Source organism: Arthrobacter rhizosphaerae, assembly GCF_023062595.1.
GTDB classification, from domain to species: Bacteria; Actinomycetota; Actinomycetes; order Actinomycetales; family Micrococcaceae; genus Arthrobacter; species Arthrobacter rhizosphaerae.
This window is the reverse complement of sequence record NZ_JALLAN010000010.1, coordinates 1-24,177: the sequence shown is the minus strand read 5'-3', so window position 1 is coordinate 24,177 and position 24,177 is coordinate 1. Positions and strand designations below refer to the sequence as shown.

At 62.1% G+C, this 24,177-nt stretch carries 20 protein-coding genes; 5 read left to right on the top strand and 15 right to left on the bottom strand.

From position 1 onward, the window contains the following. Positions 1 to 147: 147 nt before the first annotated feature. The gene (coaD, locus tag MU551_RS14120; RefSeq protein WP_247045633.1) at positions 148 to 630 is read right to left on the bottom strand and encodes a pantetheine-phosphate adenylyltransferase; all 483 of its coding nucleotides are present in this window, start codon (positions 628 to 630) and stop codon (positions 148 to 150) included. Positions 631 to 682: 52 nt separating this feature from the next. On the opposite strand from coaD, the gene MU551_RS14115 reads away from it, so the two are divergent. Further along, positions 683 to 1,930, top strand: a complete 1,248-nt coding sequence (locus tag MU551_RS14115) for an aminotransferase class I/II-fold pyridoxal phosphate-dependent enzyme (RefSeq protein ID WP_247045630.1) — start codon at positions 683 to 685, stop codon at positions 1,928 to 1,930. After that, complete coding sequence (locus MU551_RS14110) at positions 1,930 to 2,715, top strand: spermidine synthase (RefSeq protein WP_247045628.1); 786 nt, start codon at positions 1,930 to 1,932, stop codon at positions 2,713 to 2,715. Before MU551_RS14115 ends, MU551_RS14110 begins: the two co-directional genes overlap by 1 nt. Positions 2,716 to 2,733: 18 nt before the next feature. Here MU551_RS14110 and rsmD read toward each other — a convergent pair whose 3' ends face one another. The 5 genes from rsmD to MU551_RS14085 all read right to left on the bottom strand — a co-directional run bounded on the left by rsmD (position 2,734) and on the right by MU551_RS14085 (position 10,756). Then, the gene (gene rsmD / locus MU551_RS14105) at positions 2,734 to 3,324 is read right to left on the bottom strand and encodes a 16S rRNA (guanine(966)-N(2))-methyltransferase RsmD (protein ID WP_281507199.1); all 591 of its coding nucleotides are present in this window, start codon (positions 3,322 to 3,324) and stop codon (positions 2,734 to 2,736) included. A gap of 30 nt (positions 3,325 to 3,354) precedes the next feature. After that, positions 3,355 to 5,622, bottom strand: a complete 2,268-nt coding sequence (locus MU551_RS14100) for an ATP-dependent DNA helicase RecG (protein WP_247045624.1) — start codon at positions 5,620 to 5,622, stop codon at positions 3,355 to 3,357. Further along, positions 5,612 to 6,652, bottom strand: a complete 1,041-nt coding sequence (locus tag MU551_RS14095; protein WP_247045916.1) for a DAK2 domain-containing protein — start codon at positions 6,650 to 6,652, stop codon at positions 5,612 to 5,614. Before MU551_RS14095 ends, MU551_RS14100 begins: the two co-directional genes overlap by 11 nt. A gap of 22 nt (positions 6,653 to 6,674) precedes the next feature. Continuing rightward, positions 6,675 to 7,700, bottom strand: a complete 1,026-nt coding sequence (gene thiL, locus MU551_RS14090; protein WP_247045622.1) for a thiamine-phosphate kinase — start codon at positions 7,698 to 7,700, stop codon at positions 6,675 to 6,677. An 80-nt stretch (positions 7,701 to 7,780) separates the two neighbouring features. After that, entirely contained in the window at positions 7,781 to 10,756 is a 2,976-nt protein-coding gene (locus MU551_RS14085) for a zinc metalloprotease (protein ID WP_247045620.1), read from the bottom strand. A 262-nt stretch (positions 10,757 to 11,018) separates the two neighbouring features. Here MU551_RS14085 and MU551_RS14080 point away from each other — a divergent pair, with 262 nt between their 5' ends. Then, complete coding sequence (locus tag MU551_RS14080) at positions 11,019 to 11,528, top strand: DUF3515 domain-containing protein (protein WP_247045618.1); 510 nt, start codon at positions 11,019 to 11,021, stop codon at positions 11,526 to 11,528. Here MU551_RS14080 and MU551_RS14075 read toward each other — a convergent pair. The 6 genes from MU551_RS14075 to leuC form a co-directional block, all read right to left on the bottom strand. Next, on the bottom strand, positions 11,525 to 12,670 hold the full coding sequence (locus MU551_RS14075; RefSeq protein WP_281507197.1) for a D-alanine--D-alanine ligase family protein: 1,146 nt from the start codon (positions 12,668 to 12,670) through the stop codon (positions 11,525 to 11,527). The genes MU551_RS14080 and MU551_RS14075 overlap by 4 nt on opposite strands. Next, a complete protein-coding gene (locus MU551_RS14070) occupies positions 12,667 to 13,719 on the bottom strand; it encodes an NAD(P)H-dependent glycerol-3-phosphate dehydrogenase (RefSeq protein ID WP_247045614.1) in 1,053 nt (350 codons plus the stop codon). Before MU551_RS14070 ends, MU551_RS14075 begins: the two co-directional genes overlap by 4 nt. Continuing rightward, on the bottom strand, positions 13,716 to 14,528 hold the full coding sequence (locus MU551_RS14065; protein ID WP_247045612.1) for a lysophospholipid acyltransferase family protein: 813 nt from the start codon (positions 14,526 to 14,528) through the stop codon (positions 13,716 to 13,718). The genes MU551_RS14070 and MU551_RS14065 overlap by 4 nt, the downstream gene beginning before the upstream one ends. A 12-nt stretch (positions 14,529 to 14,540) precedes the next feature. Next, on the bottom strand, positions 14,541 to 15,866 hold the full coding sequence (gene murA, locus MU551_RS14060; RefSeq protein ID WP_247045610.1) for a UDP-N-acetylglucosamine 1-carboxyvinyltransferase: 1,326 nt from the start codon (positions 15,864 to 15,866) through the stop codon (positions 14,541 to 14,543). A 142-nt stretch (positions 15,867 to 16,008) separates the two neighbouring features. Beyond that, positions 16,009 to 16,611: a 3-isopropylmalate dehydratase small subunit gene (gene leuD, locus MU551_RS14055; protein ID WP_247045608.1), complete on the bottom strand. Its 603-nt coding sequence runs from the start codon at positions 16,609 to 16,611 to the stop codon at positions 16,009 to 16,011. A gap of 8 nt (positions 16,612 to 16,619) precedes the next feature. Continuing rightward, positions 16,620 to 18,074 carry a 3-isopropylmalate dehydratase large subunit gene (gene leuC / locus MU551_RS14050; protein WP_247045606.1) on the bottom strand — a complete coding sequence of 485 codons (1,455 nt, stop codon included), beginning with the start codon at positions 18,072 to 18,074 and terminating at the stop codon, positions 16,620 to 16,622. Positions 18,075 to 18,186: 112 nt separating this feature from the next. On the opposite strand from leuC, the gene MU551_RS14045 reads away from it, so the two are divergent. Beyond that, positions 18,187 to 18,906, top strand: a complete 720-nt coding sequence (locus MU551_RS14045; RefSeq protein ID WP_247045604.1) for an IclR family transcriptional regulator — start codon at positions 18,187 to 18,189, stop codon at positions 18,904 to 18,906. A gap of 70 nt (positions 18,907 to 18,976) precedes the next feature. Beyond that, positions 18,977 to 19,537, top strand: coding sequence for a DUF1697 domain-containing protein (locus MU551_RS14040; protein ID WP_247045602.1), 561 nt, complete (start codon positions 18,977 to 18,979; stop codon positions 19,535 to 19,537). Positions 19,538 to 19,549: 12 nt separating this feature from the next. Here the strand turns inward: MU551_RS14040 and MU551_RS14035 are convergent, their stop codons facing one another. Genes MU551_RS14035 through MU551_RS14025 form a run of 3 tightly spaced genes read right to left on the bottom strand, consistent with a single transcriptional unit; the run spans position 19,550 to position 24,017 of the window. Next, positions 19,550 to 21,166: a GTPase gene (locus tag MU551_RS14035; protein ID WP_247045600.1), complete on the bottom strand. Its 1,617-nt coding sequence runs from the start codon at positions 21,164 to 21,166 to the stop codon at positions 19,550 to 19,552. Next, positions 21,163 to 22,953 (bottom strand): dynamin family protein, encoded by a 1,791-nt coding sequence (locus tag MU551_RS14030; protein ID WP_247045598.1) that lies wholly within the window; start codon positions 22,951 to 22,953, stop codon positions 21,163 to 21,165. The genes MU551_RS14035 and MU551_RS14030 overlap by 4 nt, the downstream gene beginning before the upstream one ends. Beyond that, on the bottom strand, positions 22,950 to 24,017 hold the full coding sequence (locus MU551_RS14025; RefSeq protein WP_247045596.1) for an acyltransferase family protein: 1,068 nt from the start codon (positions 24,015 to 24,017) through the stop codon (positions 22,950 to 22,952). Before MU551_RS14025 ends, MU551_RS14030 begins: the two co-directional genes overlap by 4 nt. Between the last annotated feature and the right edge of the window lie 160 nt (positions 24,018 to 24,177).

Sequence of the window (24,177 nt, the reverse complement as noted above, 5' to 3'; positions counted from 1 at the left end):
AACATATGACCGACGTACCATCTTAGCCTGATGGGAGGTGCGGACTCAAACTGAGGGCTGAACCGCTGCATGCGGCGCTTGCCATCCGGATGAATGCCACAGTCGCCCGGCGATGTGTACCGATAGAGCTTACCCTCTGGGCGGTGCTTACGCTGAAGACTCGCCAGCAAGCATACGTTTCAGGACCGATCTGGGGACAAAGTCCGAGACGTTGCCTCCCAGGGAGGCGACTTCCTTGATCAGCGTCGAGGACAGGTGGAGGTAGTGTCCTTCAGCTGGAAGGAAGACAGTTTCCACACCGCTTAGCTGCCTGTTCATCGTGGCCATTGGCAACTCGTAGTCAAAATCAGAGGAGGACCTCAGCCCCTTGACGATGGCGGATACCCCGCGCTTGCGGCAGTACTCCGCCAGCAGTCCGTCCCCTACAGGCTCCACCACGATGCCACGCAGCGACGCGAGCGTTTCCCGTGCCATATCGATGCGTTCATCCAGTGTGAAACGGTACTTTTTAGCATAGTTCGTGGAGACAGCCACGATGACTTCGTCAAAGAGCCCGGCCGCCCTGGCGATGACCTCCAGGTGACCGTTATGGATGGGATCAAAGGAACCTGGGCATACTGCACGTCGCATATTCCGAACCTACCCCATGGGCCGAGCGGGTTACCATGACACCACCGTATGGATGCATCATTTAGCAGGGAAAAGCACAGACAGGAAGCACGTGACGCTAACAACTCCTTCCCCTTGGCAGCGGGCTGCCCTGGGAGCCAATCTGCTCGCGGCCGACGGTTCATTGGGGGTCACAATCTTCGAAGAGATGACCACCCTCGCGGTGAAGACCGGCGCCATCAACCTGGGCCAGGGGTTTCCGGATGAGGACGGACCTGCCGAGATCAAGGCCGCTGCTCAGGCTGCCATCGCCGCCGGCGCCAACCAATACGCCCCTGGTAAAGGGACCGTGGAGCTCAGGGAAGCCATTGCCGCCCACCAGGATCGCTTCTATGGGCTTCGGCCGGACCCCCAGACTGAGATAATCGTCACGACCGGGGCCACGGAGGGTATCGCCGCCACCCTGCTTGCCCTCGTTGAACCGGGAGACGAAGTCCTCACCTTCGAACCGTTCTACGACTCCTATGGCGCAATGATCGGCCTCTCAGGGGCCACCCATACCACCGTGCCTCTCCTGGCGCCTGACTTCATGCCCGATGCTGCGCTGATGGAGGAAGCCTTTACCGAGCGGACCAAGGTGGTGCTTATCAACAATCCCCACAACCCCACTGGCGCTGTGTTTCCCCGTGAAGTGCTCCAGCGCGTCGTCGAACTGTCAGCCCGGCACAATGCCGTCATCGTCACAGATGAGGTGTACGAGCACCTGACGTTCGGTGTCCAGCACATTCCCGTCGCCACCCTTCCCGGTGCCGCGGAACGCACCATCACTATCTCCTCCGCTGGTAAGACCTTCTCGTTCACCGGCTGGAAGATCGGCTGGCTCAGTGGCCCCGAACATCTGGTGGCTGCCATCCGGACCGTAAAGCAGTTCCTGAGCTACAGCTCTGGCACTCCGTTCCAAGGTGCCATTGCCGTGGGGCTGGGCCTTCCCGATGACTTTTACACCGGGATCGCCAAGAGCCTGGAGAGCAAGCGTGACATCCTCAGCGAGGGACTTCGCGCCGCAGGCCTGGACGTGTTCACTCCGCGGGGCACGTATTTCGTGAATGTGGACACGTCCCCGTTGGGGATCTCCGATGCGGTGGATCTGGCCAGGAGGCTTCCGGCGCTGGTAGGCGTTGCTGCCATTCCCGTCCCGGTGTTCTGTCATCCTGAAGGTGCAGAGCGCACACGGAGCCTGCTGCGGTTCGCCTTCTGCAAGAAAACAGCGGTCCTCGAAGAAGCTGCGGCGCGCCTGGCAACACTGCGGGACAGGCTCTGATGATCAGCCGCAGCGGCCCGCCAGTCACGCGATTCCTGCAAGGCATCGGAAAGCACGCAAGCATAGAGCCGGATGCATACACTCAAGGCGGCTTCGTCCTCAGCATCGGGGGTGCGGAGCAGTCCCACGTTAATCTCGCTGACCCGCACGAGGTCTTTTATGAGTACCTGCGGAGGATCGCCAACGTCGTGGATCTCGCCGCCCCTCCCGGCCAGGCCGTCCACGCGTTGCACCTTGGCGCTGGCGCTCTCACCCTGGCCCGCTACATCCAGGCCACCCGCCCCGGTTCACGCCAGTATGCAGTGGAGCTGGAACGGGAACTGCTGGACTTTGTGCTCCAGCAACTGCCTTTACCTGAGGGGACTGAACTGACGGCGGTCATAGGGGACGCACGCGATTCCCTTGCCGATCTTCCGGCCGGCCTCTCTTTCAACGTCATCATCCTGGACATTTTCTCCGGCCCTGAAGCCCCCGCCCATATCGCTTGCAGCGAGTTCTACGAAGAGGCTGCCGATCGATTGGCTCCTGGAGGAGTCCTCATCGTGAACGTGGGCGACGAACCCGGGCTCAGCCTCGTGCGGAGCCAGGTTGCCGCCATGCGGAAGGTCTTCCATGCGGTCGCGGCAACCGCTGAGGCAGGGATGTTCGCCGGGCGCTACCCCGGCAACATTGTCCTGGTGGGAACGCAGCAGGCATGGCAAGAGGAGTGGACGGCCTCCCTCAAGTCCCGTGGCCCTCATCCGGCGAACGTATTGGCCGGCGTGGAGCTCGACGCACTCAGCTGACCGGATCAGCCGCCGGCTTTACTCCTGGGCCGAGGGTTCAGCAAACCACAGTTTGGTTTCGCCGTATTTTCGTTCCGCAAATCGTTCCATCGAGGCAGGCCAGCGCGGTTCGGGGGTCCGTGACGAGCGTTCGACCACCACCACGGCAGCGTCGGCGAGATGTCCGGACAGTTTCTCCAGCACAGCCGCGAGGGCGGGCTCATCCAGCGGATACGGCGGATCCAGGAACACCAGGTCCCAAAGGATTCCCGCGTCTGCCCGTTCAAGAAACGGCTCCACCTTGGACCGGTGAACCGAGACGTTTTTGCCGCCCAGGGCTGTGTTGATCATGTCCGCATTCCGCTGGCACACGGCGCTTGCCTTCGCATCGGATTCCACGAGGTCTACGGATACGGCACCACGGCTGGCACTTTCCACGCCTAGGGATCCGGAACCGGCATACAGATCCAGAACCTTGGCCCCGGCGATGACGTCAAAGGCCTCCAGCCGGGAAAACAATGCCTCTTTGACCCGGTCCGTGGTGGGCCGCGTCGACGAACCCGGGACACTGACCAGGGTAGTCCCGCCGGCCACGCCGGCAATAACCCGGCTCAAGCCGGTCCCCCGCAGCACAGGCCGTTTTCCAAGACGGCATTTGTTTCAGCCTCGCTCAAGGAAGGCCTCCTTTTCGGGGTTCAGGTATTCGTCGATGGCGGCGGCAAGGACAGGATGGGCCAGCAGCTGCGGATCCAGGCCAACAATGCGCTGGGCATCCTCCCGGGCGCGTGCAATGACATCCTCATGTTCCAAGACCCGCAAGAGCCTCAACGTGGACCTGCCCCCTGACTGCGAGGCTCCGAGGATGTCCCCTTCGCGGCGGAGTTTGAGATCCTCCTGCGACAGCTCGAAGCCATCCGTGGTCGCTGCGACGGCGTCAAGCCGGCGACGGCTCGGATGCCCGGGTTCCAGTGTGGTCACCAGCAGACAGGTACCCGGCAGTCCGCCGCGGCCCACCCGCCCGCGGAGCTGGTGAAGCTGGGAAATACCAAACCTATCGGCATCAAGGATCACCATCAGTGTGGCGTTATGGACATCCACTCCTACCTCGATAACCGTGGTGGAGACGAGAAGCTTGACCTGGTTGGTGGTGAAAGACGCCATGGTCTCGGACTTCAAGACGGCGTCCTGCCTGCCATGAAGGGGTGCCAGGGGCACCCCTGCGAGGGCAGGCTCCTCCTTGAGATGTTCGACGACGGCGGTCACCGACGCCAGTTCGCGCCCGGCCGAGTCACTTTCCACTTCCGCTCCGGACGGCTCCGCCTCACCGGGACTGAAGTCGCCGTCGTCGTCCGTGCCGATCTTGGGGCACACCACATACACCTGGTGACCGGAATCGATCTCTTCGCGGGAGCGGGACCAGATTCTTGCTGCCCAGGCAGGGTTTTCGGCCAGGCCGACAATATGCGTGGAGATCGGAGCACGCCCGGCTGGGAGCTCATCGAGGACAGACGTTTCCAGGTCTCCGAAAACGGTCATTGCCACTGTCCGCGGGATGGGGGTGGCAGTCATGACCAGGAGGTGCGGCGGCTTGCGGGCTTTGGCGCGGAGGGCATCGCGCTGCTCGACTCCGAAGCGGTGCTGCTCGTCCACCACAATCAGGCCCAGGTCGTAAAACGAGACGTTCTCGCTGAGCAGGGCGTGGGTGCCGATGACAATGCCGGCGGTTCCGGAGGCCGCATCGAGCATGGCCTGCTTTCGGGCCGCCGTCGGCATTGATCCAGTCAGCAGGGTGACCTGGACCCCGTCGACGCCGACGGCCGCGTCCCCGCCGGCAAGGAGACCGTCGCGGACCAATGGGCCGAGGGTCCGGCGGATGGACTCGGAGTGCTGCGCCGCGAGGACTTCGGTGGGTGCGAGCAACGCCGCCTGTCCCCCGGAGTCAACTACCTGCAGCATGGCGCGCAAGGCCACGATGGTCTTTCCCGAGCCGACTTCTCCCTGCAGGAGCCGGTTCATAGGGCTGTCCTGCGAAAGCTCACCGGACAGTGTTTTTCCGACGGCGGCCTGCCCGGCAGTGAGCGTAAAGGGCAACTGCCGGTCGAAAGCAGCCAGCAGGCCATTGGGTACCGGCCTTCGCGCAGTGGCTTCCTCGGAAGCGAGCTGGGCGCGCCGTCGCGCGAGAGCCGATTGAAGGACCAGTGCTTCCTGGAACCGGAAACGGTCCCTGGCGCGCTGCCAGTCCGGCTGCGTCTCAGGAGCATGGATAAGACGGTAGGCCTCACCCACCGGCAGGAAATTTTCCCTGGCGGCGATGTCGGCGGGCAGCGGGTCCTCCAGATCGCCCAGCTCAACAGTTTCGAGCAGGGTCGAGATTACTTTCTGGATGGACCAGCTCGTGAGCTTGGCAGTGGCCGGATAGACGGGAATGGGCATTGCCGCGAGCTTCTCGGGGTCCAGGCCTGGGGTGTCGGGGTCTTCGTCCAGCAGGAGGAAATCTGGATTGGTCAGCCCCAGTGTGCCGCCGAACATGGTGACTTTGCCGGAGAACATGGCCCGCCGGCCAGGAAGGAGCTCAGCCTTGGCCCTGTACCCGTTAAAGAAGCTGATCTTGAGCGTTCCCGCCCGGGCGCCGGAACCGCCGCCTTTCGCGGTGGCGGCGCCGGCGTCGTCGGTAATGACGACGTCGGTCAAGGAACCGCGGCGGGCCCTCATGGCGCGTGTGCTGCTGGAGACAACGCGCGCAATCAGCGTCACTTCCTCATCCCGTGGCACCTCACTGATGGGTGTCAGCTCTCCCCTGCTCAGATAGCGGCGGGGGAAGTAGTTGAGGAGTTCACCAACAGTTGTAATGCCAAGGTGCTTCTCGATGACAGCCGCGGAGCGCTTTCCTATGCGGCGCTCCAAGGCAAGTTCCAGCTCAGCGCTCATGCCCGTTATAGTCTCCGACCTCAACATTCCGCGCCTGGGCCAGCTCGCTGACGGAGATTTCGGTGGGCTCTCCCAGTTTGCGGATTACGGCAACGGCGGGCGCCTCTTCCTTTACATGAACGTGGACACGCCAGCGGTACCTGCCGTCTGTGTCTGCAGCATGGCCCAGCTGGCTCATAATGACGGAGTCGCCCATTTGGTCGAGGCGCTGCCGCAGAGTGGCGGCATCCAGCGGCGAGAGGTTGATGGTGCACATGACTTCGACGCCGTCGTCATCGGGCATGCCCGTATGGATGTGGGGGTCCTGCACGTCGTAGCCGTGCAAGCCATCCAGAAGTTCACTTTGGAGCTCTTCACCGAGGACGGCTGAGCGGAGGCAGTCCAGAATCAGGAGCATTCCGACTCCGCCGGCATCTACCACTTTGGCCGCCTGCAGGGCGTCCAGCTGTGATTCTGTACGGATCACAGCTTCCAAGGCAGCCTGCACCGCTGCGTCGAGGGCCAGGCCAAGGGCATGGTTGCTGTCGTCCCCGTTCAGCGCGGAGTCGACTGCGGAGGCGGCCCGGGAGGCGGCTTCAATTACGGAAAGCATAGTGCCGGGGACAGGATCGCTCAGCGCCGTCCAGGCCCTGATCTGTGCCCTGTTCAGGGCGGCTGCCAGCAGAGGGGAACTCAGCCGTGTGTGCCCGGCCAGGGGTTCGGCGGCGGCGCAGAGGAACACCGAAAACAGTGTTCCGGAGTTGCCGCGTGCTTTCTCCATGGCCGCCTGGCCTGCCATTGCGAGCACGGCCCCCACATCATTTTGTCCGACAGTTCCGTGGACGGGAGCTCCTGATTCCCCCAATGCCGCATTAGATGGCCCGGCCTTGGCTTCGTTGCCGCGTCCGCCCAGGGCTTCTGTGGCCGCGCGAACGGTGAGATACAGGTTGGTGCCGGTGTCCCCGTCCGCGACCGGAAAGATGTTGATCGCATTCAGTCGGTCGCTGTGGTTTCCAAGGGCCGTTTCTGCCTTGCTCAACCACCGCTTCATCGCTTGCGCGTTCGCGGCAATCTTAGTCTGCAAAGTGATCCCATCCCACAAGGTCAGCGGGCCGGCCCGCGATATTGACACCCGTGCTGTTGTTTCCTGCAAGGGCCTGCACTGAGCCTATCGCAGCAAAGCCCCTGGGCAACTGAACTCCGGCGGGGAAGGTTGCAAGCAAACCATGGTCCTCGCCCCCGCCCAGCACCCACTCAAGCGGCTCCGTACGGAGCAGCCGCCCTGCAGGTGCCAATGGGGCCGCCAGGAGCTTCAAAGACTCCGGATCAAGGTCCACCACCACCTGGCTGGCTTCCGCCATCCGGCCGGCATCCCTGACGAGCCCGTCAGAAATGTCGAGCATGGCCGAGGCCCCCGCCTCCAGTGCCAACGGACCAGAGGCCAGAGGCGGAAAGGGACGGCACTGGGCGTCCACGAACTGACGCAGCCCTGGCGCCAGTGACGCCACGCTGTGTCCAGACTCAAGAATGGCAAGACCGGCCGCCGCACGCCCTACCGTTCCTGCCAGAGCCAGAACATCTCCTGGAGCAGCACCGGACCGCAGCACGGGGTCCCTGCCATCCAGAGTCCCCAGGATTGCCACCGTCACGGAGAGTTCACGCCCACGTCCCAGGTCACCACCCGCAACTGAACAGCGGAGTGCTCCCAGTTCACGGATGCTGGCAGATAATCCATCCGCAAAGTCCTCCACCCACGACACCTGGGTTTCCTTGGGCAAAGTCAGGCTCACCACCATGGAGGTTGCCTGGGCTCCCATGGCGTTGATGTCGCTGAGGTTCTGGGCAGCAGCCTTCCAGCCGACGTCGTACCCTGTGCTCGCATGGCCGTTGGGCCACTGGAGGCGAAAATCCTGGTCCTGGACCTGGGTGTCGATGCTGAAGACGGTACGCCCGTCCGGGGCGCCCACGATGGCAGCGTCATCCCCAGGGCCGAGCAGCAACAGGGCGCCGGCCCCAGATGCGCCTTTGAGTCGGGGAAAGATCCGGGCAAGCAGCCCGGATTCGGTGAGGTCAGCAACGGTCAACGGAGTTTCAAGCACGGCACTACGCTATCGCGGCGGGAAGACATCTCCACTCATGCCGGTCTGGGATGTAACAGTCTTCACCGGGGCATAGCGGGCTAGTATGAGACGAATTTGCAGCCCAAGAAGGCATTGCCTGCCTTCAACGCTGCAACGCCTATCCCGTACGTGCAAACTGTGTACTTTCCTCGCGCTGTGATCGGCGTCATTGTTTTATAACCGTGATTTCCGGTGACCTTCATGACGGTATTGACATCCGGACGGGCCAGATCCGCTGTGGAGCTGAAACTCCGTGTGATGCCGTCCGGCGAGGTGACATACGTGTGTACCGGGATGCTGGCGGAACTGGCATTGGGATCAAGGGTCCACCCGATAGCCGCCAGGGATGGCTGTCCTCCCACCGTCTCCACACGCACTGCATCCAGATATCCAATGGCAATATCTGCAACTGGGGCGTTAACTTCCCGGCATTCCAACAGTTTGTGTCCTGCTGAGAGGGGACTGACAGCAATGCCGTAAGCACAAACCCTGTACTTCCCGGGCTGTGAAATGGGAACGCTGGTCCGAAAACCATGATTTCCAGTGACGGACATGAATGCGTTGACGTCTGCCCTTAATTGAGTAGTTCCGAACGCGTACCCGGCAGTCTTGCCATCGGGGCCAGTAACGTAAACATGCACCGGGTTGGACGCTGCAGGTTGTGTTGGCTCCAAGGTCCAGCCGGACGAGACGATAGCCGCTGAGGCTCCTGAACTCTCAACCGCCACGGAATCGAGGAAACCCACCGGGGACTCGGCCGCTTTTGCCGTCACGCTCTGGCAACCCAACAAAGAGTTTCCCTTGGACAGGACGCTGATGTAGATCCCGTAGGCGCACACGCGGTATGTCCCCACCTGGTTCACACCGATGCTGGCCCGGTACCCGTGTGAGCCGCTGACCTTCATAGCCGTGTTGACATCGCTGCGGAGTATGTCTGCAGACACCGCCTGTGAGGTTGTCTTCCCATCAGGGGCGGTGATGTAGAGGTGGACAGGATTTGAAGCCGCAGGTGATCCCGGATCGTAGGACCAGCCTCCAATTTCCAAGGTGGCGGATTCGCCCTGATTCCGGAATGAAAGCCAATCCAGATAGCCCACGGGGCGATCAGCGCCAGGTACATCAATGGAACGGCAGCCCAGCAGACTGTTCCCGGCAGACATGGGAGTGACATGGATCCCGTAAGCGCAGACTTTGTATTGGCCACTTATTGAGATCGGCAGTGCCCAGGAGTAGCCGTGGGAGCCCGAAACACCAATGGCTTGATTGACATCAGGGCGGGGCTCACCAGCGGTGAGCGCATACCCCAATGTCTCACCGCCCGGGCTGGTCACGTAGATGTGGACCGGGATCGAAACGGCAGGTGATCCTTTGTCGACCGCCCAGCCATTGGCTTTCAGTTTTGCTTGGTTCCCTTCGATTGCCAAGGACACGTGATCCAGGTAACCGACCGGTGACGCTATGGCCGCCACAACGTTTTTGCATCCGAGCGCCGTGTTCTGGTAGCTGGCGATGGCGAAAACGCAGACTTCGTAGGTGCCCGGGGTCTGGACCACTAGCGAGTGCTGGAAGCCATGGTTGCCGCTGATGCCCAAATACGAGTTAACGTCCGGTCGTGACCGGTCTGCCCGAACGGCGTAGCCGGTCCTCGTTCCGTTCGGCGCCGTGACGTAGATGTGGGCGTCGGTAGATGACGCGCTCGTGGCCGGATCAACAGCCCATCCCTGTGTCACCAGCTCTGCACTGGAGGAGGTAACGGTCGCAGTTGCGCTGTCGAAGGCTCCCTTTGCCTCAAGACCACCCGGATGGATGGTTACCGTGGCCGAAGAGTCGCTCAATGAATCAATCGTCACTCTGGTCCCGGCATGGGTAACGAACGTGCTGCCGGCCTGCCAGGCTTGGGTGTTGCTGTAGTACCCGCTGAACGGCAGGGTGGACCGGGGCAAGACGATCGACGAATTGCCGGGCGCCTGCTGGGTGATCTTCACTCCCCTGTTCCCGCCCACAGCCTTTCCAGCGTCATAGCCGACGGGGGTGCGCAGTTCCAGGAAATATACTTCCCCTGATTTGGGATCAGTGAACTTTGCCGCCCTGTTAGAGCCCGGCGCCGCCCATGGTTTGAGGACTATGGTCCGGGCTGCAGTCAGGGTCCCGAGATTCGCTATTTCATTTCCGTCGCCGAAACGCCCCATGTCCCAGAAGCTGGCGCTGATCATCGGCATGTAGTCATAGTGCGAAATGCCCATCAGATCCACGTTGTCACCGTAGGTCTTGACGCTGCAGCTGGGATCGGCGAAACCATCGTAAGGCCCGGGTGCGACGTCGGAGACACCGCTGCCGCACTGAAGGCTGTTGGCGTGATCCAGGCCCAGCGTGTGACCGAATTCGTGGGCCAGGACGGGAGTGGTAAGTCGGCTGTTCTGCGGCATCAGGATGCGCCCGCCAATTCCCCCATTGCTGTAGGTCATGCCGGCAGCACCATTGTTGAGGTAAGAGCCAGGGATGAACAGCACCAATGCCGAGTAGGAAGTTTGAGACCAACCCAGTTCGCGACTGACTGTTTCCGTTATATCCCACGGGGACTGGGTGGACCGGGCGGCCGACTTATGGAGATGCCTTTCTGCAACTATGGAAATTTGGACCCGCCCGGACGAGGCGAAAGACCAGAAGCCACGGGACGCTACCACTGAGGCAATGGCCGCATTCATAGGTACCGCACTGTCGGTCTCGGCTGCGGTTTTATCGGCGAGCTGAACTGTCACGAGAGTTGTTCTCATCGTGCCCGCCAGCGGTGAGTTCACATAGGTGTACTCGGTGGACAATGCCCCGGCAGGGGGCTCCGGCCGGACAAAATCATCCGGCTGTGGAGGCATGTCGGGGTGTTCATGTTCGTGTTCCGGCTCATCAACGGCCGGGACATTGACGACGGCGGAAGCGCTCCCCGAAAGCCCCGGGGAGGTCCTTGGGTCGGCAGTGGCTGGCTGTACAACAACTGACAGGGACGTCAGTGCCGTGAGCAGCGCGATAGCAGTTTGCAATGCCGTGCGTCGTAAAGAGTGCAAATTAACTCGCTAAGGGTGAGACCTAGGTGGTGCCCAAATCCTATGCGTGAAGCACCTGTTTGAGGTATAGGCAGAGCCCGATCCTTGGGCAATCCTTCGAAAAGCCTGTTTCAGACCTCACAAAATCTTGTGGAAACAAGGCCCCCAGCTCTGCATGCCCCTTCTGGCGCGTGTTCTGGGAAGCTCAGCCGTCCGTCCCCCGGTCCGCGACCCCGCGGATGACCGATAGGGTGGAAACATGCGTCCGCTGCTCCCTGCCTTCAATGTCGCATCCTTCCGGCTGTACAGCACATTCGCAGCAGCGGCTTTATTGCTTGCCCTCACAGCCTGCTCTCCCACCGTCGACGTTGCCCCGGCGAAGGATGCAGCGAATCCTGCCTGTGCTCCCATGATGGTGGCACTTCCCGAGGCGATCGGGGACGCCCCCTTGCGGAAGACGAACAGCCAGGCAACGGCGGCTTGGGGAGACCCGTCCCGCGTCATCCTCCGCTGCGGTGTCAACCCGCCGGGACCCACCACCGATAGATGCGTCAGCGTTAACGGTATTGACTGGGTCATTAAGGAAGGGGATCCGGTCTATACCCTCACTACGTTCGGCCGGGAACCCGCGACAGAGATCCTGATGGATCCGGAAAAAATCTCCTCGGCAACGGTGTTGGCTGATCTTGCCAGTGCTGCCGGAAAGATCCCCGCAAGCCGCAACTGCGTGGGCAAGGAAGATTTGCAGAACCTGCCGCCAAGCCGCTAGCGGAGCCCTGTTTTCCGGTTGAGGGCCAAGTAGATCAGTTCGTCAATGAGGGCCGGATAGCTCAAGCCTGACGCGGCCCACATTTGCGGGTACATGCTCTTGGGCGTGAATCCGGGCATCGTATTGATCTCATTAATGATGATCTGGCCGTCGGGCGTGTAGAAAAAGTCCACGCGGCTCAGGCCCTCGGCACCCACGGCGTCAAAAGCGGCGGCGGCGAGTTCACGGACCCGGGCGATGGCTTCTTCCGGGATGTCAGCCGGGCAGCTCAGCTGGGCAGCATCATCCTCGACGTACTTGGCATTGAAGTCGTAGAATTCATGGCCGCCCCCTGCAACCGAGATTTCGCCTGGCATGGAAGTGCGCGGGGGCTGAGTCCCACGGCCCTCAAGCACTGCGCACTCGATTTCCCGTCCGACGATGCCCGCTTCAATAACGAGCTTGAGATCGTGCAGGCGTGCCTCCTCTATGGCGGCATCCAGGCCCTCCAGGGAGTCCACTTTGGAGATGCCCATGGAGGAGCCCGCCCGGGCCGGCTTCACAAAGACGGGGAACCCGAGCAGGTCCACGCGTTTACGCACTGATTCCGGATCCGTGAGCCACTGGCGGTCTGTCACGGCCACGTACGGTCCAACATGAAGCTTGGCAGCCTCAAAAACAACCTTCATGAAGTGCTTGTCCATGCCGACAGCCGAGGCCAGCACCCCGGCTCCGACGTATCGGGTATCCGAAAGCTCCAACAGCCCCTGGATGGTCCCGTCCTCCCCGAACGGCCCGTGCAGGACGGGGAACACGACGTCGACAGTGCCGAGTTCCTGGGGGATCTGGTTCGGCGAGGCGACAATCAGCTGATGCTCGCCGCCGATCTCCGCCAGCGTTACGGTGCTGGATGACGGTTCTACCTCCGGCAACGATGAAGAGGACAGCGACCACTGCCTCGTATCTCCGGATGCCAGGACCCATTGGCCTGTTTTGGCAATGCCGATGGGAATGACATCGTATTTGTCCTTGTCGATGGCTCCCAGCACGCCCGCGGCAGTGACGCAGCTGACTGCATGCTCGCTGGAGCGCCCACCGAAGAGGACAACAACACGGGGGCGGGGCTTGCCCGCTGTTTCTACATTCTCATCCGACACAGTCAGTAATCGCCTTCGGGTTTCAGTTCCCGGGCGAGCAGCCGCGGTCCCAGTTCGTCAACGGACATCTTTCCGGCAAGGACGGCCACCACGGCCGCGGTAATGGGCATATCAACGCCCAGTTTTCCTGCCAGTTCATGAACAGCCTGGCCGGATTTGATCCCTTCGGCCGTCTGCGTCATTTTCTCTGCTACCTCGCCCAGGGAAAGACCCTCCCCCAGCAGCCGGCCGGCCGTGTGGTTCCTGGACAACGGTGAGGAACACGTTGCAACAAGGTCACCCAAACCTGCCAGCCCGGCCATTGTGTTGGCCTCGCCGCCGAGGGCAAGCGCCAGACGGGAAGTCTCTGCCAGCCCCCTGGTGATGACTGACGCTTTGGTGTTGTCCCCCATCTGCTTTCCTTCGCAGATGCCTACAGCCAGCGCGATCACGTTCTTCACGATGCCGCCGATTTCGACACCGACGACATCACCTGTGGTGTAGGGACGGAAGTAAGGTGCAGTACAAGTGCGCGCGATCCATCCGGCAGCGGCAGCGTTGGAACAAGCCACAACTGAGGCGGTGGGCTCTTCCCTGGCGATTTCCATCGCAAGGTTGGGACCTGACACCACAGCGATGCGATCGGCCGGAATGCCCAGTTCCTCGCAGATGACTTCACTCATGCGGGCGTCGGTACTCAACTCCAGGCCCTTCATCAAGGAGACAACCATCGCATCAGCGCCCACGAGGTGTTTCCAGCTCCGCAGCTGTGGCCTCAGGGTCTGGGCCGGCACAGCCAGCACCACCAGGTCAGCGCCGGCCAGAACCTCATCGACGTCCAGGGACGCGGTGATGCTTGCCGGCAATTCGACATCCTTGAGGTACTGCGGGTTGCGGTGGCTTGCGTTGATCTGCTCGACGACTTCACGGCGTCGCCCCCAGAGACGGATGCTCCGGTCTACCCCGGAAGCCGTTGCGGCATCAGCCAGGATCTTCGCAAAGGTGGTGCCCCAGGAGCCTGCACCCAGGATAGCCACGGAGAGCGCCGAACCCGGTTTGGTGTCCTGGCCGGTCATTCCGCACCCCGGGGAGGGTCCGTCGGGTCGCTACCGAGAGCGTTGCTGTCGTCCGCGATGACGTCCGCGGAACCCTTTTGCATCTTCCGGCCATGCTTTGACTGGTTGTGGGCCGAAGGATCCCAGCGCTCGGCTGGCGGCTCCTCACCGCGTATCCCGGCCAGCAAGGCTGTGATGTCCTTCATGATTGCTTCGGTGGCCCCGGTCAGAGTCGCCTTGTCCAGGGGACGGCCCTCGAAGGCGCTGAGGTCCACTGGCGGCCCCACCACAAGCCGTGAACGCTTCCGCGGAAAAAGGTGGAAGCTTTTGGCATAGCGCGGAAAAACTTCATGGGCTCCCCAATGGGCTATGGGAACGACAGGGATCCCGCCCTCGAGAGCCAGGCGGGCCGCACCGGTGTGGCCTTTCATGGGCCACAACCCCGGATCACGGGTCAGCGTTCCTTCGGGGTAGATGACAATGGCTCCGCCTTCAGCCACGATCTCCTGGGCGAGTTGCAGGGAGCGGTTCGCTCCCGCCGTCGAGCGTTCCACCGGAATCTGCTTGGTTGCGCGCAGGACCCAGCCCAGAACAGGGACCTTGAAAAGGCTCGCCTTGGCGAGGAAGTGCGGCGCCCGCTTCTGGTTGTAGAGCATGTGCCCCACAATGAGGGGATCGATTTCGGTGCAGTGGTTGGGCGCGGCAATGAAACCACCCGCGGGAAGCTTCTCGGTGCCCTCCCATTTCCTGTCCATCATGACATTCAGCAGGCTCCGTGCGATGCCCGCGATAATCACGAAAGTGACGTGGCTCTTGGCCGTTTCCTTCAAAGGGAGCCCCCGCTACTTAGCTGCAGTGATGTCGAAATCGGCGCCGAGGCCCGCAAGCTTCTCCGTGAACCGTTCGTAGCCTCGATTAATGATGTCGATACCGGTGACGCGCGAGGTACCGGTCGCGGCCAGTGCTGCGATGAGGTGGCTGAATCCGCCGCGAAGATCTGGAACGTCGATGTCGGTCCCCTTGAGCTGGGTGGAACCGGAAATAACGGCAGAGTGCAGGAAGTTCCGTTGCCCGAACCTGCACGGAACGCTGCCCAGGCACTCACGGTGCACCTGGATGTTGGCCCCCATACGGAGCAGTGCATCAGTGAAGCCGAAGCGGTTTTCATACACGGTCTCGTGAACGATGGACACGCCCTCAGCCTGCGTGAGCGCCACAACCAGCGGCTGCTGCCAGTCGGTCATGAAGCCGGGATGCACATCGGTCTCGAGCACAAGCGGACTCAGCTTGCCGCCGTGGTGATAGAAGCGGATGCCGTCCTCGCCGATGTCCATTCCCCCGCCCACCTTGCGGTAGGTGTTCAGGAACGTCATCATGTCGCGCTGGGTTGCCCCTTCGACGAAGATATCGCCGCGTGTAACCAGCGCTGCCGATGCCCACGACGCAGACTCGTTGCGGTCCGAGAGAGCGCGGTGGTTGTATCCGCCCAGATCACGGACACCCTCGATGCGGATGGTCCGATCCGTCTGGACGCTGATGATGGCGCCCATTTTTTGGAGTACGGCGATGAGGTCGACAATCTCCGGTTCAGTGGCCGCACCTGAAAGCTCTGTGATGCCTTCCGCACGCGTGGCGCTCAACAGGACCTGCTCTGTGGCGCCTACCGAGGGATAGGGCAAGGAAATCTTTGCTCCCTGCAGCCCCCGGGGCGCAGAGATGTGAATGCCTCCAGGCCGCTTCTCCACCACAGCGCCGAACTGCCGCAGCACGTCGAGGTGGTAGTCGATGGGCCGGTCGCCGATCTTGCAGCCGCCGAGGTCGGGGATGAAAGCCTCGCCGATCGCGTGGATCAGCGGTCCGCAGAGAAGGATGGGGATGCGGGAGTCCCCCGCGTGGGCATCGATGGCTGTGCTGGATGCCGTCTTGGCATCCTTCGGGTCCAGGGTGAGATCGCCGGTGATGGGATCCTTGTCCACGGTGACGCCGTGGAGCTGCAGGAGACTGGTAACAACCTCGACGTCCTTGATTTCAGGAACGTTCCGCAGCAGGGACGGCTCATTGCCCAGCAAGGCCGCAACCATCGCCTTGGGGACGAGGTTCTTGGCCCCACGGACGGTGACGCGGCCTGTAAGCGGGACGCCTCCGCGGATTGTCAGAACACTACTCATATACCGGTTTCCTCACGATTACTCGCCCCCCAATACTTCCAAAGGCTCCCGCTAAGCATATGAGTTCGCTGTACCGAACCGAAATACAGGCGCCAGCCAGTGCCCGGCGGAGGCAGTACCGTGGCCCGCTTGGAGCGGACGCTTAGGACAGCCGTGCAGGCAGGGTCTTGGGTTTGAACGAGGGCCGGGTGGCCTCGTAGGCGGTGATGTCTTCCTCGTATTTCAGGGTCAGCCCGATGTCATCGAGGCCCTCCAGAAGACGCCAGCGCGTGTAATCATCAATGTCGAAGGGTGCGACGACGTTACCGCAAATGACCGTCTTTGAAACGAGGTCCACAGTCACTTCTGTGCCCGGGGCGTTCTCGAGGACCTTCCAAATGAGCTCGATGTCATCCTGAGCAAGTTCGGCCGCGAGCAGACCCTGCTTGCCGGAGTTGCCCCGGAAGATGTCAGCAAAGCGTGAAGAGAGAACTGTCTTGAAGCCGTAATCCTTCAATGCCCAGACAGCATGCTCACGGGAGGAACCGGTACCGAAGTCGGGGCCGGCAACAAGCACCGATCCGGTATTGAACGGAGCCTGGTTCAGTATGAAGGACGGATCCTTGCGCCAGGCTGAGAACAAAGCGTCCTCGAAACCGGTCCTGGTGATGCGCTTGAGGTAGACCGCAGGGATGATCTGGTCTGTGTCCACATTGCTCTGTCGCAGCGGGACGCCAATTCCGGTGTGGGTGGTGAACTTTTCCATGGATGCTCCTAGGCGGCGTCGGTGCGGATGGCTGCGGTGTCCGGAGCGGGGTCCAGATCCGACGGGGAACTGAGCGTTCCGCGGACAGCGGTAGCGGCGGCCACAACGGGCGAAACAAGGTGCGTCCTGCCACCCTTGCCCTGCCGGCCCTCGAAGTTCCGGTTGGAGGTCGAAGCGCAGCGCTCCCCCACCTCCAGTTGGTCCGGGTTCATGCCCAGGCACATGGAGCAGCCGGCAAAGCGCCACTCGGCGCCGAAGTCCTTGAAGACCTTATCCAGTCCCTCAGCCTCGGCTTCAAGCCGCACACGTGCGGATCCCGGCACCACGAGCATGCGGATGTTGGGATCCTTTTGGCGCCCGCGGACGATGTCCGCAGCAGCCCGGAGATCCTCCATGCGCGAATTGGTGCAGGAACCCAGGAACACGGTGTCCACCCGGATTTCCTTCATCGGCGTCCCGGCTGTCAGGCCCATATACTGCAGGGCACGTTCGGCCGCAGCTTTGGCGTTTTCGTCACCGAAATCCTCGGGAGACGGGACCTTGGAAGACAGGGACACACCCTGACCCGGGTTGGTGCCCCAGGTGACAAAGGGTTCAAGAGTGTCGGCGTCGAGATCCACTTCAGCATCGAACGTCGCGTCGTCTTCCGTGAGCAGGGTGTTCCAGTACTCGACGGCGGCGTCCCAATCGGCGCCCTGCGGTGCGTGCGGGCGGCCCTTCATGTACGCGTACGTGGTCTCGTCAGGGGCCACCAGGCCGGCGCGGGCACCGGCTTCGATGGACATGTTGCAGATGGTCATCCGCGCTTCCATCGAGAGCGCCCGGATGGCGGAGCCGCGGTACTCCAGGACATAGCCCTGACCGCCGCCCGTACCGATTTTCGCAATGACCGCCAGGATGATGTCCTTGGCGGTAACGCCGGGCTTCAGGGTGCCTTCGACGTTGATAGCCATGGTCTTGAACGGCTTCAGGGACAGGGTCTGCGTGGCCATAACGTGCTCCACCTCGGACGTGCCGATACCCATCGCAAGTGCGCCGAACGCCCCGTGGGTTGAGGTGTGGGAGTCACCGCAGACAACCGTCATGCCGGGCTGGGTCAGACCGAGCTGCGGGCCTACGACGTGCACGATTCCCTGTTCGGCATCACCGAGGGAATGCAGCCTGACGCCGAACTCCTGGCAGTTGTTGCGCAGGGTCTGGATCTGGGTCCGGCTGGTAAGGTCGGCAATGGGCTTGTCGATATCCAGGGTCGGCGTGTTGTGGTCTTCAGTGGCAATAGTGAGGTCTGGGCGACGCAGCTTGCGGCCCGCCAGGCGGAGGCCTTCGAAGGCCTGCGGTGACGTCACTTCGTGGACAAGGTGAAGGTCGATGTAAAGAAGGTCCGGCTGAGCGTTGGCGCCGTCGCCGTCGCCTTTGCGCACCACGTGCGCGTCCCAGACTTTCTCGGCCAATGTCTTTGCCATGGCCATCTCCCTTCACTGCTGTTGGCTATTAATATCCACTGAATCAGCGGACCTCTGTAATAAGCCAGTCCAAAGATTTGCATCTCAGATAATGAGACGGCAATATCAGTACATGGACAATTCTAGCGGAGTCGGTGTCATCGATAAAGCGGCCCATGTGCTTGACGCACTGGAGGCCGGACCCACCACCCTGGCGCAGCTCGTAGCGGCTACCGGCCTGGCCCGGCCAACGGTGCATCGGCTCGCTCTTGCCCTTGTCCATCACAGGCTCGTAAGCAGGGATATCCAGGGAAGGTTTGTCCTCGGAAGCCGGCTCGTTGAGCTTGCATCCGCTGCAGGTGAAGACCGCCTGATCGCCTCCGCCGGCCCGGTACTCATGCAATTGCGCGATGCCACCGGCGAAAGCGCCCAGATCTTCCGCCGCCAGGGCGACTGGCGCGTCTGCGTCGCCTCCGCCGAACGTCCCATCGGGCTCCGGGACACCATCCCGGTGGGCACGCAGCTTTCCATGAAAGCCGGATCTGCTGCCCAGGTCCTCCTGGCATGGGAGGACCATGACCGCCTTCTTGAGGGTCTGCAGTCTGCCCGTTTCACGCCCACTGTCCTCGCAGGAGTACGACGGCGGGGCTGGGGTCAGAGCCTGGGTGAACGTGAGCCTGGTGTTGCGTCAGTTTCGGCCCCCGTCCGAGGACCGTCCGGACGCGTAATCGCCGCAGTATCCATCTCCGGCCCGATCGAGAGATTGACCCGTCAGCCCGGAAGGCTCCACGCAGAAGTGGTGTGCAACGCTGCACGCCTCCTTACGGACGCCCTCCGCAAGAACAACGACTGACGGCAAACCGGCTGCCTGCTGTATCCGCGCACAACTGAGGCGCTACCGGCGCCGGCAGTAGGCTGGCAGCATGACCAGCTATGCAGTGTTTCTCCGCGGCGTCAACGTGGGTGGCATCAATATCAAGATGGCCGATCTCCAAAAGGCCCTCAAACAGTGTCCGTTCAATAACGTAAAGACGCTCCTGGCCAGCGGAAACGTTGTACTGACCAGTGATCTGGACCCTGCTGCCGTTAAGAAGGAATTTGAAGCCTGTCTGCGTGAGTCTTTCGGCTATGACGCCTGGGTGGTGGTTCTGACTGACAAACGGGTGGCGGACCTGGTGGAAGCGTGCCAGTATCCGGCGGACGATGAAAGCACCCACAGCTACGTCACGTTGTCCTCGGATCCAGGCATGCTCGACGAACTGGTCACGGCTGCTTCGGACCTTGAGGGCACCGCGCTTGAAGCAAACGTCCTCGAACGGCTCGGTCCGGAGGCCGTGGCCTGGTTGGCTCCCGTTGGGGGAACCCTGGACAGCCCGATCAGCAAGGTTTCGGCCAAGCCGCGCTACAAGTCCACCACCACAACGCGCAACCTTCGCACGCTGATAAAGGTGCGGGATGCTGCAAAGGCTCTTTCACAGATCTGATGCCAGCCGGCGTCACTGGGCGCGGGCGGCCTTGAGGGCGGCAGTAAAGGATCGCAGTCGGTTGATCTCAGCCTCCACGGGCTCCACCACCCTCCGCTCAGCAACTGCAGACACGGCACTCTTCAGCCTCCTCCTTGCCGCACCAGCCCGCACTCTCGCGGCAAGCGCAGCTATGACCCTGCCGGTGATCGCAAGGAAAACTCCCAGCACAGCTCCACCGAGGATCATCAACGTGGGAAGCGGCCAGCCTTCCGCCTTGGGCACCTCCGGAACCGGCAACTGCAGGTAGCCGAGACCGGCGAGGCCACCCAGCCAGCCGAGTCCGCCAAGAACCGTCACGAGCGCCAGCCATTGGACAAAATTGAAGACAGGCCACCACCAGGACTTCTTTCCGGCGGACAGTTCAGTCCCGGCAATTGCCTGGTCCAAGGCATCGGGCAATTGCTCCCGGGCATCCCGGGCAGCACTGCGGATCACCGCGCGCCAGGGTCCAGGAGCACCTTCGCTTGCGGCGTCGGCAAATTCGCGGACGGCAGCATCCGTCCTTGCACGTTCCGGAGCTCCGGCCGGTGGCAGCGAGGTCCTGTTGACAGCCGACGGCTCATTCCTGCGCAGATTGAGCCTGCGCAACGGGTCCGGGCGGAAACGCACCAGCCAGCGTGTTACCGGCCAGCCCGTCCGCCGGGTGGATTCAATGGTGTACGACTTGGCGACTGCTTCCACCACGAGTGGAACATTTGCGGCGGAGGCCAGCTCGTCAGCGAGGCGTGCCCGTGCGCCGGAAGACACTCCGGCGGCTTCCCCATCACCCGATTCCGCAGCCAGTCTGGAAGATTCACGCGCCACGTCGGCAGCCAGCCGCTTGGACGATGCCTCGCGCTGCAACACCACGCGTCGGATCGCTGCCCTGACCTCATCAATGCCTTCCCCAGTTACCGCCGAGGTACCAAGTACCTGTACCCGCCCCAGCCCGTCACGGGCAAGAATTCCCCGCAGGGACTCCAACACCGGATTAAGCTCAGGTTTTGGAAGCCTGTCTATCTGGTTCAGGACCACCAGGATGACCGCTGCGTGGGAGGCCAGAGGGGTCAGGAAATCGTTGTGCACGGCCGCGTCGGCGTATTTTTGCGGGTCCAGCACCCAGACAAGGACATCCACCAGACCAACCATCCGCTGCACGATTTCACGGTTGGCAGCCCGGGTGGAGTCAAAGTCCGGAAGGTCAAGCAGGATCAAGCCGGTTGTTTCATCGGCAAACCCCGGGACAACCGACGCATGGTGACGTTGGCTGACCTGCAGCCAGTCAAGGATCGGCGCACTTCCCGCAACGCCCCAAACGCTTGCCAGGGGTTCTGAGGTGGTTGGCCGACGGGCCGCCGCCGTCGCAATTTCCGCTCCCCCGACAGCGTTGAAGAGCGAAGACTTTCCGCTTCCGGTTGCACCGAAAAATCCCACCACTGTGTGATCCGCCGAGAGCGAACGACGCGAACTTGCCCGTTCCAGCACCTCGAAGACGGCATCCAGCGATTCGTTGGATAGGACGCCCTCCGCCAGTTCGCGGGCATCATTCAGAGCCTCCAGCCTACGGTGAAGTTCTGAAGCTTCCCGGGTTGCACCGTGACGGCTCATTCGGCGGCCGCAAGCGTCTCAAGTGCTTTCGCACGGGCGTGCAATGTCTGGGGAGAAACGCGGCCGTCGCTCTCGAGCCGTACCAGGAACCTCTGCTGCTCGGCCCGAAGCAGCTTTTCGCAGCGCACGTGCAGATCCTCCCGCGCCGTCCGTGCGAGGCGCCTCACGGCGTCCTCACCGAAAACAGCTTCCAGCAGTTTTTGCCCGACGACGGCGGTACCGCCGGCAACGCCGATCTCCAGGCCCGTCAGGCCGGCAGTCATGGAAAAGACAACAATCATCAGAGCCGCCCCGAGTCCATTCACACCAATGGAAAGCCACCGGGCCTGGGTGCGCCTTCCCTGGCCCTCGGTTCTGATCAGTTCCATCAGCGCTCCCTGCCAGTCCCGAATCTCAGCTGCTACCTTGTCCCCGAAATCCGGACTCGTGCCGCTCAGGTCATCGGTTCCCAACAACTGACGGCCGGCCGGGTCAGAGCGCCAGCGCCGGTCTGAATCTTCGGCAGCATTAGCTGCTTCGTCCATGATCACGGCTTGAAGACCTGTTTCTATGGCGGTCTCGACTTTGACTGCCGGAGTCGGCTCACCGCGGAAATACGCACCGATCCTGTCGCGGACACGGCCGATGTTCTGTTCGAGCGTCCGGAAGAACTCCCCTGTGCCAACAAAATCCTGCCAGCGGGCAAGCACCTCGCCCCGGAGGAGGGCTCCATCCCGGGTGGCTTCAAGGATTCTGGCAACGGCGTCGGTATGGGCGTTCCGTACGTCGTCAGCCAGAACCTCCGCCGCCCGCTGTTGATCGTCCACGGCCTTGCCTGCACCTGCAACGCGCAGCGCAAGTCCTTTGACAGTGCCGTTGAGGGTCCTGCGTGCAATGTCTGCCCGCCCTGCAGCGTCCGCCGCCAGGTCCCGGAGCCAAATCCTGATCGGCTCCACAGTCGCCGGGGGCAGCATCCCCAGACCGTCCAGTTCCAGTTCCGGAACAAGGAAGAGCCGGGCTTCGCCCAATCCTTCGCGCCGGAGCATTGCACGGAGGTCGGTGCTGACCTCCTTTTCAGCCGAAGCCGGGACCCGGTCCAGGACCACGGCCACCAGAATGTCGCGTGAGGCGGCATCCAGGAGGAGCTTCCATGGCACGGCGTCTGCATAGCGGTTGGCCGTAGTGACAAAAATCCAGAGATCCGCTGCAGCCAGCAGTTGACCTGCCAGCTGGCGGTTCGCGTCTGAGATGGAGTCGACGTCGGGAGCATCAAGTACCGCTATTCCCGCAGGCACCGAGGAATCGGCGATGAGGACGAGGGACGAGACCGGCCCCGGGTCCAGGGCCTGGCCTGACTGGTCTGTCTGGCTTGCGGGGAGGGGGGTTGAGAGGACTGCGCCTCGGATCCGGCTCAGGTTAGGGAGGACCCGTTGGCCTTCAAACCACTCGGCGTCTTCCGGGTGGTGGAGCAGAATAGGCTGGCGCGTAGTAGGACGAATGGCTCCGGCGCGGGTAACCGGGTGTCCCACCAGCGCGTTGACCAGGGTTGATTTCCCGGCGCCGGTGGAGCCGCCCACTACGGCAAGCAGGGGCGCATCCAGGCTGCGGTACCGCGGCAGGATGTAATCCTCCAGCTGGGCCAGGGAGTGCCGGATGTCCAACCGGGCCTCGTCCGCACCAGTGAGGGCGAGGGGCAGCGTCACGGCCGAAAGGTCCTCGTGGACGCTTTCAAGGAGTTCAATCGCGGCGGCCGTTCGTTGGGCCGGCGTCGAACTCCCGCCAGGGCCGGTGATTTCGTTGGAGGTCACATCAACATCATGCCAGCCTTGGAAACGATTTCCGGCGCGCCCCTCGCCTTGCGCCGTCGCCGCATGGGAACTTCAATGAAGCGGCAAGACAACCAGGCCAACGGTGCAACACAGAGCAAGGCGGTTGCGGCGAAAATCAATGGCGGTACGGCTGTATGGAGACCCAGGGATGCCAGAAACTGTTGAACCGGCCAGCCGTAGATGTAAACGCCGTATGAGACGTCGTAGCGGGATCCGACTGCTGACAATGGCAGTAGAAGTGAGCCCGCCAGTAAGACGATCACCAAGGGAATATGCGACAGCGAAGAACCGAAGCCCAGGCTGGCAATCACCACCACCAGGGCCGAGCACCCGGCTACGGCACGAATCCCTGCCGGAAGGCTGTCCCTGAAAAGATAGGCCAGCGAGCCAGCCAGGAAGGTCAACACCGGAATCAGCGGCCAGTCAGAAAGGACCGGCGATCTGCTCAGGCCGGCATCGACGGCAAATGCGGCGGCCGTTCCCAGCAAGAAGAGCACAAGCAACGCTACGCGGACTAATTCAACCCTGAAGATCGAGAAGAGCATGCCGATCAATACGTAGCAGACTATTTCCCAGAACAACGTCCATAAAGGCCCGTTCCAAAGGTAAGGATCCGGCAGACCGTTTAGCGATCCGGGGATCCCTGGGACGGCCACCCTTGGCGTACCTGCTGAGAGGTTTGACAGGAAATACAGCACGGCGTCGGGTAATGAATATCGCCGGCCAGACACAGCGGTGGCAAGAGGCGCAATAACGAACGCCACGACCGCTACACAAACCACGAGCCCGGGGAAGATCCTAAGGAAACGGGCTCGCCAATACGCTGCTGCAGACAGCGACTCCGCCCTGCTCCGTGTGATGAGGAATCCAGAGATTCCAAAGAACGCCATGACCGCCCAACTCCCCAGTTTCAGGCCCCCGGGATGTGGCTCGGCCCCATAACCTCCAAGCCACCAGGAGTGGGAAACGATAACCAGAGCTGCCAGGACCAGCCTGATGGCGTTGAGGGAGTTCCTGCCCTCACTGAAGCTACTGCCCAACATTCGTCTTCCCCCATCGACGCGAATGGATTCAGGGTATTGCAGCCTTACCGCCGAGACCAGAGAGGGGAGTACTCGTTTTCCTCGAGCAGACTACTCATTAGCCGGAAAACAAAAAAGCACCGCCGGCCCCTCGTTCACAACATGCCCCACCCGTTCCCAC

Excerpts from the sequence above, each read along its gene's own strand:
- murA (WP_247045610.1), bottom strand. The coding sequence starts at position 15,866 with ATGAGTAGTGTTCTGACAATCCGCGGAGGCGTCCCGCTTACAGGCCGC.
- MU551_RS14070 (WP_247045614.1), bottom strand. The coding sequence starts at position 13,719 with ATGACCGGCCAGGACACCAAACCGGGTTCGGCGCTCTCCGTGGCTATC.
- MU551_RS14095 (WP_247045916.1), bottom strand. The coding sequence starts at position 6,652 with ATGAAGCGGTGGTTGAGCAAGGCAGAAACGGCCCTTGGAAACCACAGC.
- leuC (WP_247045606.1), bottom strand. The coding sequence starts at position 18,074 with ATGGCAAAGACATTGGCCGAGAAAGTCTGGGACGCGCACGTGGTGCGC.
- leuD (WP_247045608.1), bottom strand. The coding sequence starts at position 16,611 with ATGGAAAAGTTCACCACCCACACCGGAATTGGCGTCCCGCTGCGACAG.
- MU551_RS14100 (WP_247045624.1), bottom strand. The coding sequence starts at position 5,622 with ATGAGCGCTGAGCTGGAACTTGCCTTGGAGCGCCGCATAGGAAAGCGC.
- MU551_RS14040 (WP_247045602.1), top strand. The coding sequence starts at position 18,977 with ATGACCAGCTATGCAGTGTTTCTCCGCGGCGTCAACGTGGGTGGCATC.
- coaD (WP_247045633.1), bottom strand. The coding sequence starts at position 630 with ATGCGACGTGCAGTATGCCCAGGTTCCTTTGATCCCATCCATAACGGT.
- MU551_RS14110 (WP_247045628.1), top strand. The coding sequence starts at position 1,930 with ATGATCAGCCGCAGCGGCCCGCCAGTCACGCGATTCCTGCAAGGCATC.
- MU551_RS14025 (WP_247045596.1), bottom strand. The coding sequence starts at position 24,017 with ATGTTGGGCAGTAGCTTCAGTGAGGGCAGGAACTCCCTCAACGCCATC.
- MU551_RS14115 (WP_247045630.1), top strand. The coding sequence starts at position 683 with ATGCATCATTTAGCAGGGAAAAGCACAGACAGGAAGCACGTGACGCTA.
- MU551_RS14080 (WP_247045618.1), top strand. The coding sequence starts at position 11,019 with ATGCGTCCGCTGCTCCCTGCCTTCAATGTCGCATCCTTCCGGCTGTAC.
- MU551_RS14045 (WP_247045604.1), top strand. The coding sequence starts at position 18,187 with ATGGACAATTCTAGCGGAGTCGGTGTCATCGATAAAGCGGCCCATGTG.
- MU551_RS14035 (WP_247045600.1), bottom strand. The coding sequence starts at position 21,166 with ATGAGCCGTCACGGTGCAACCCGGGAAGCTTCAGAACTTCACCGTAGG.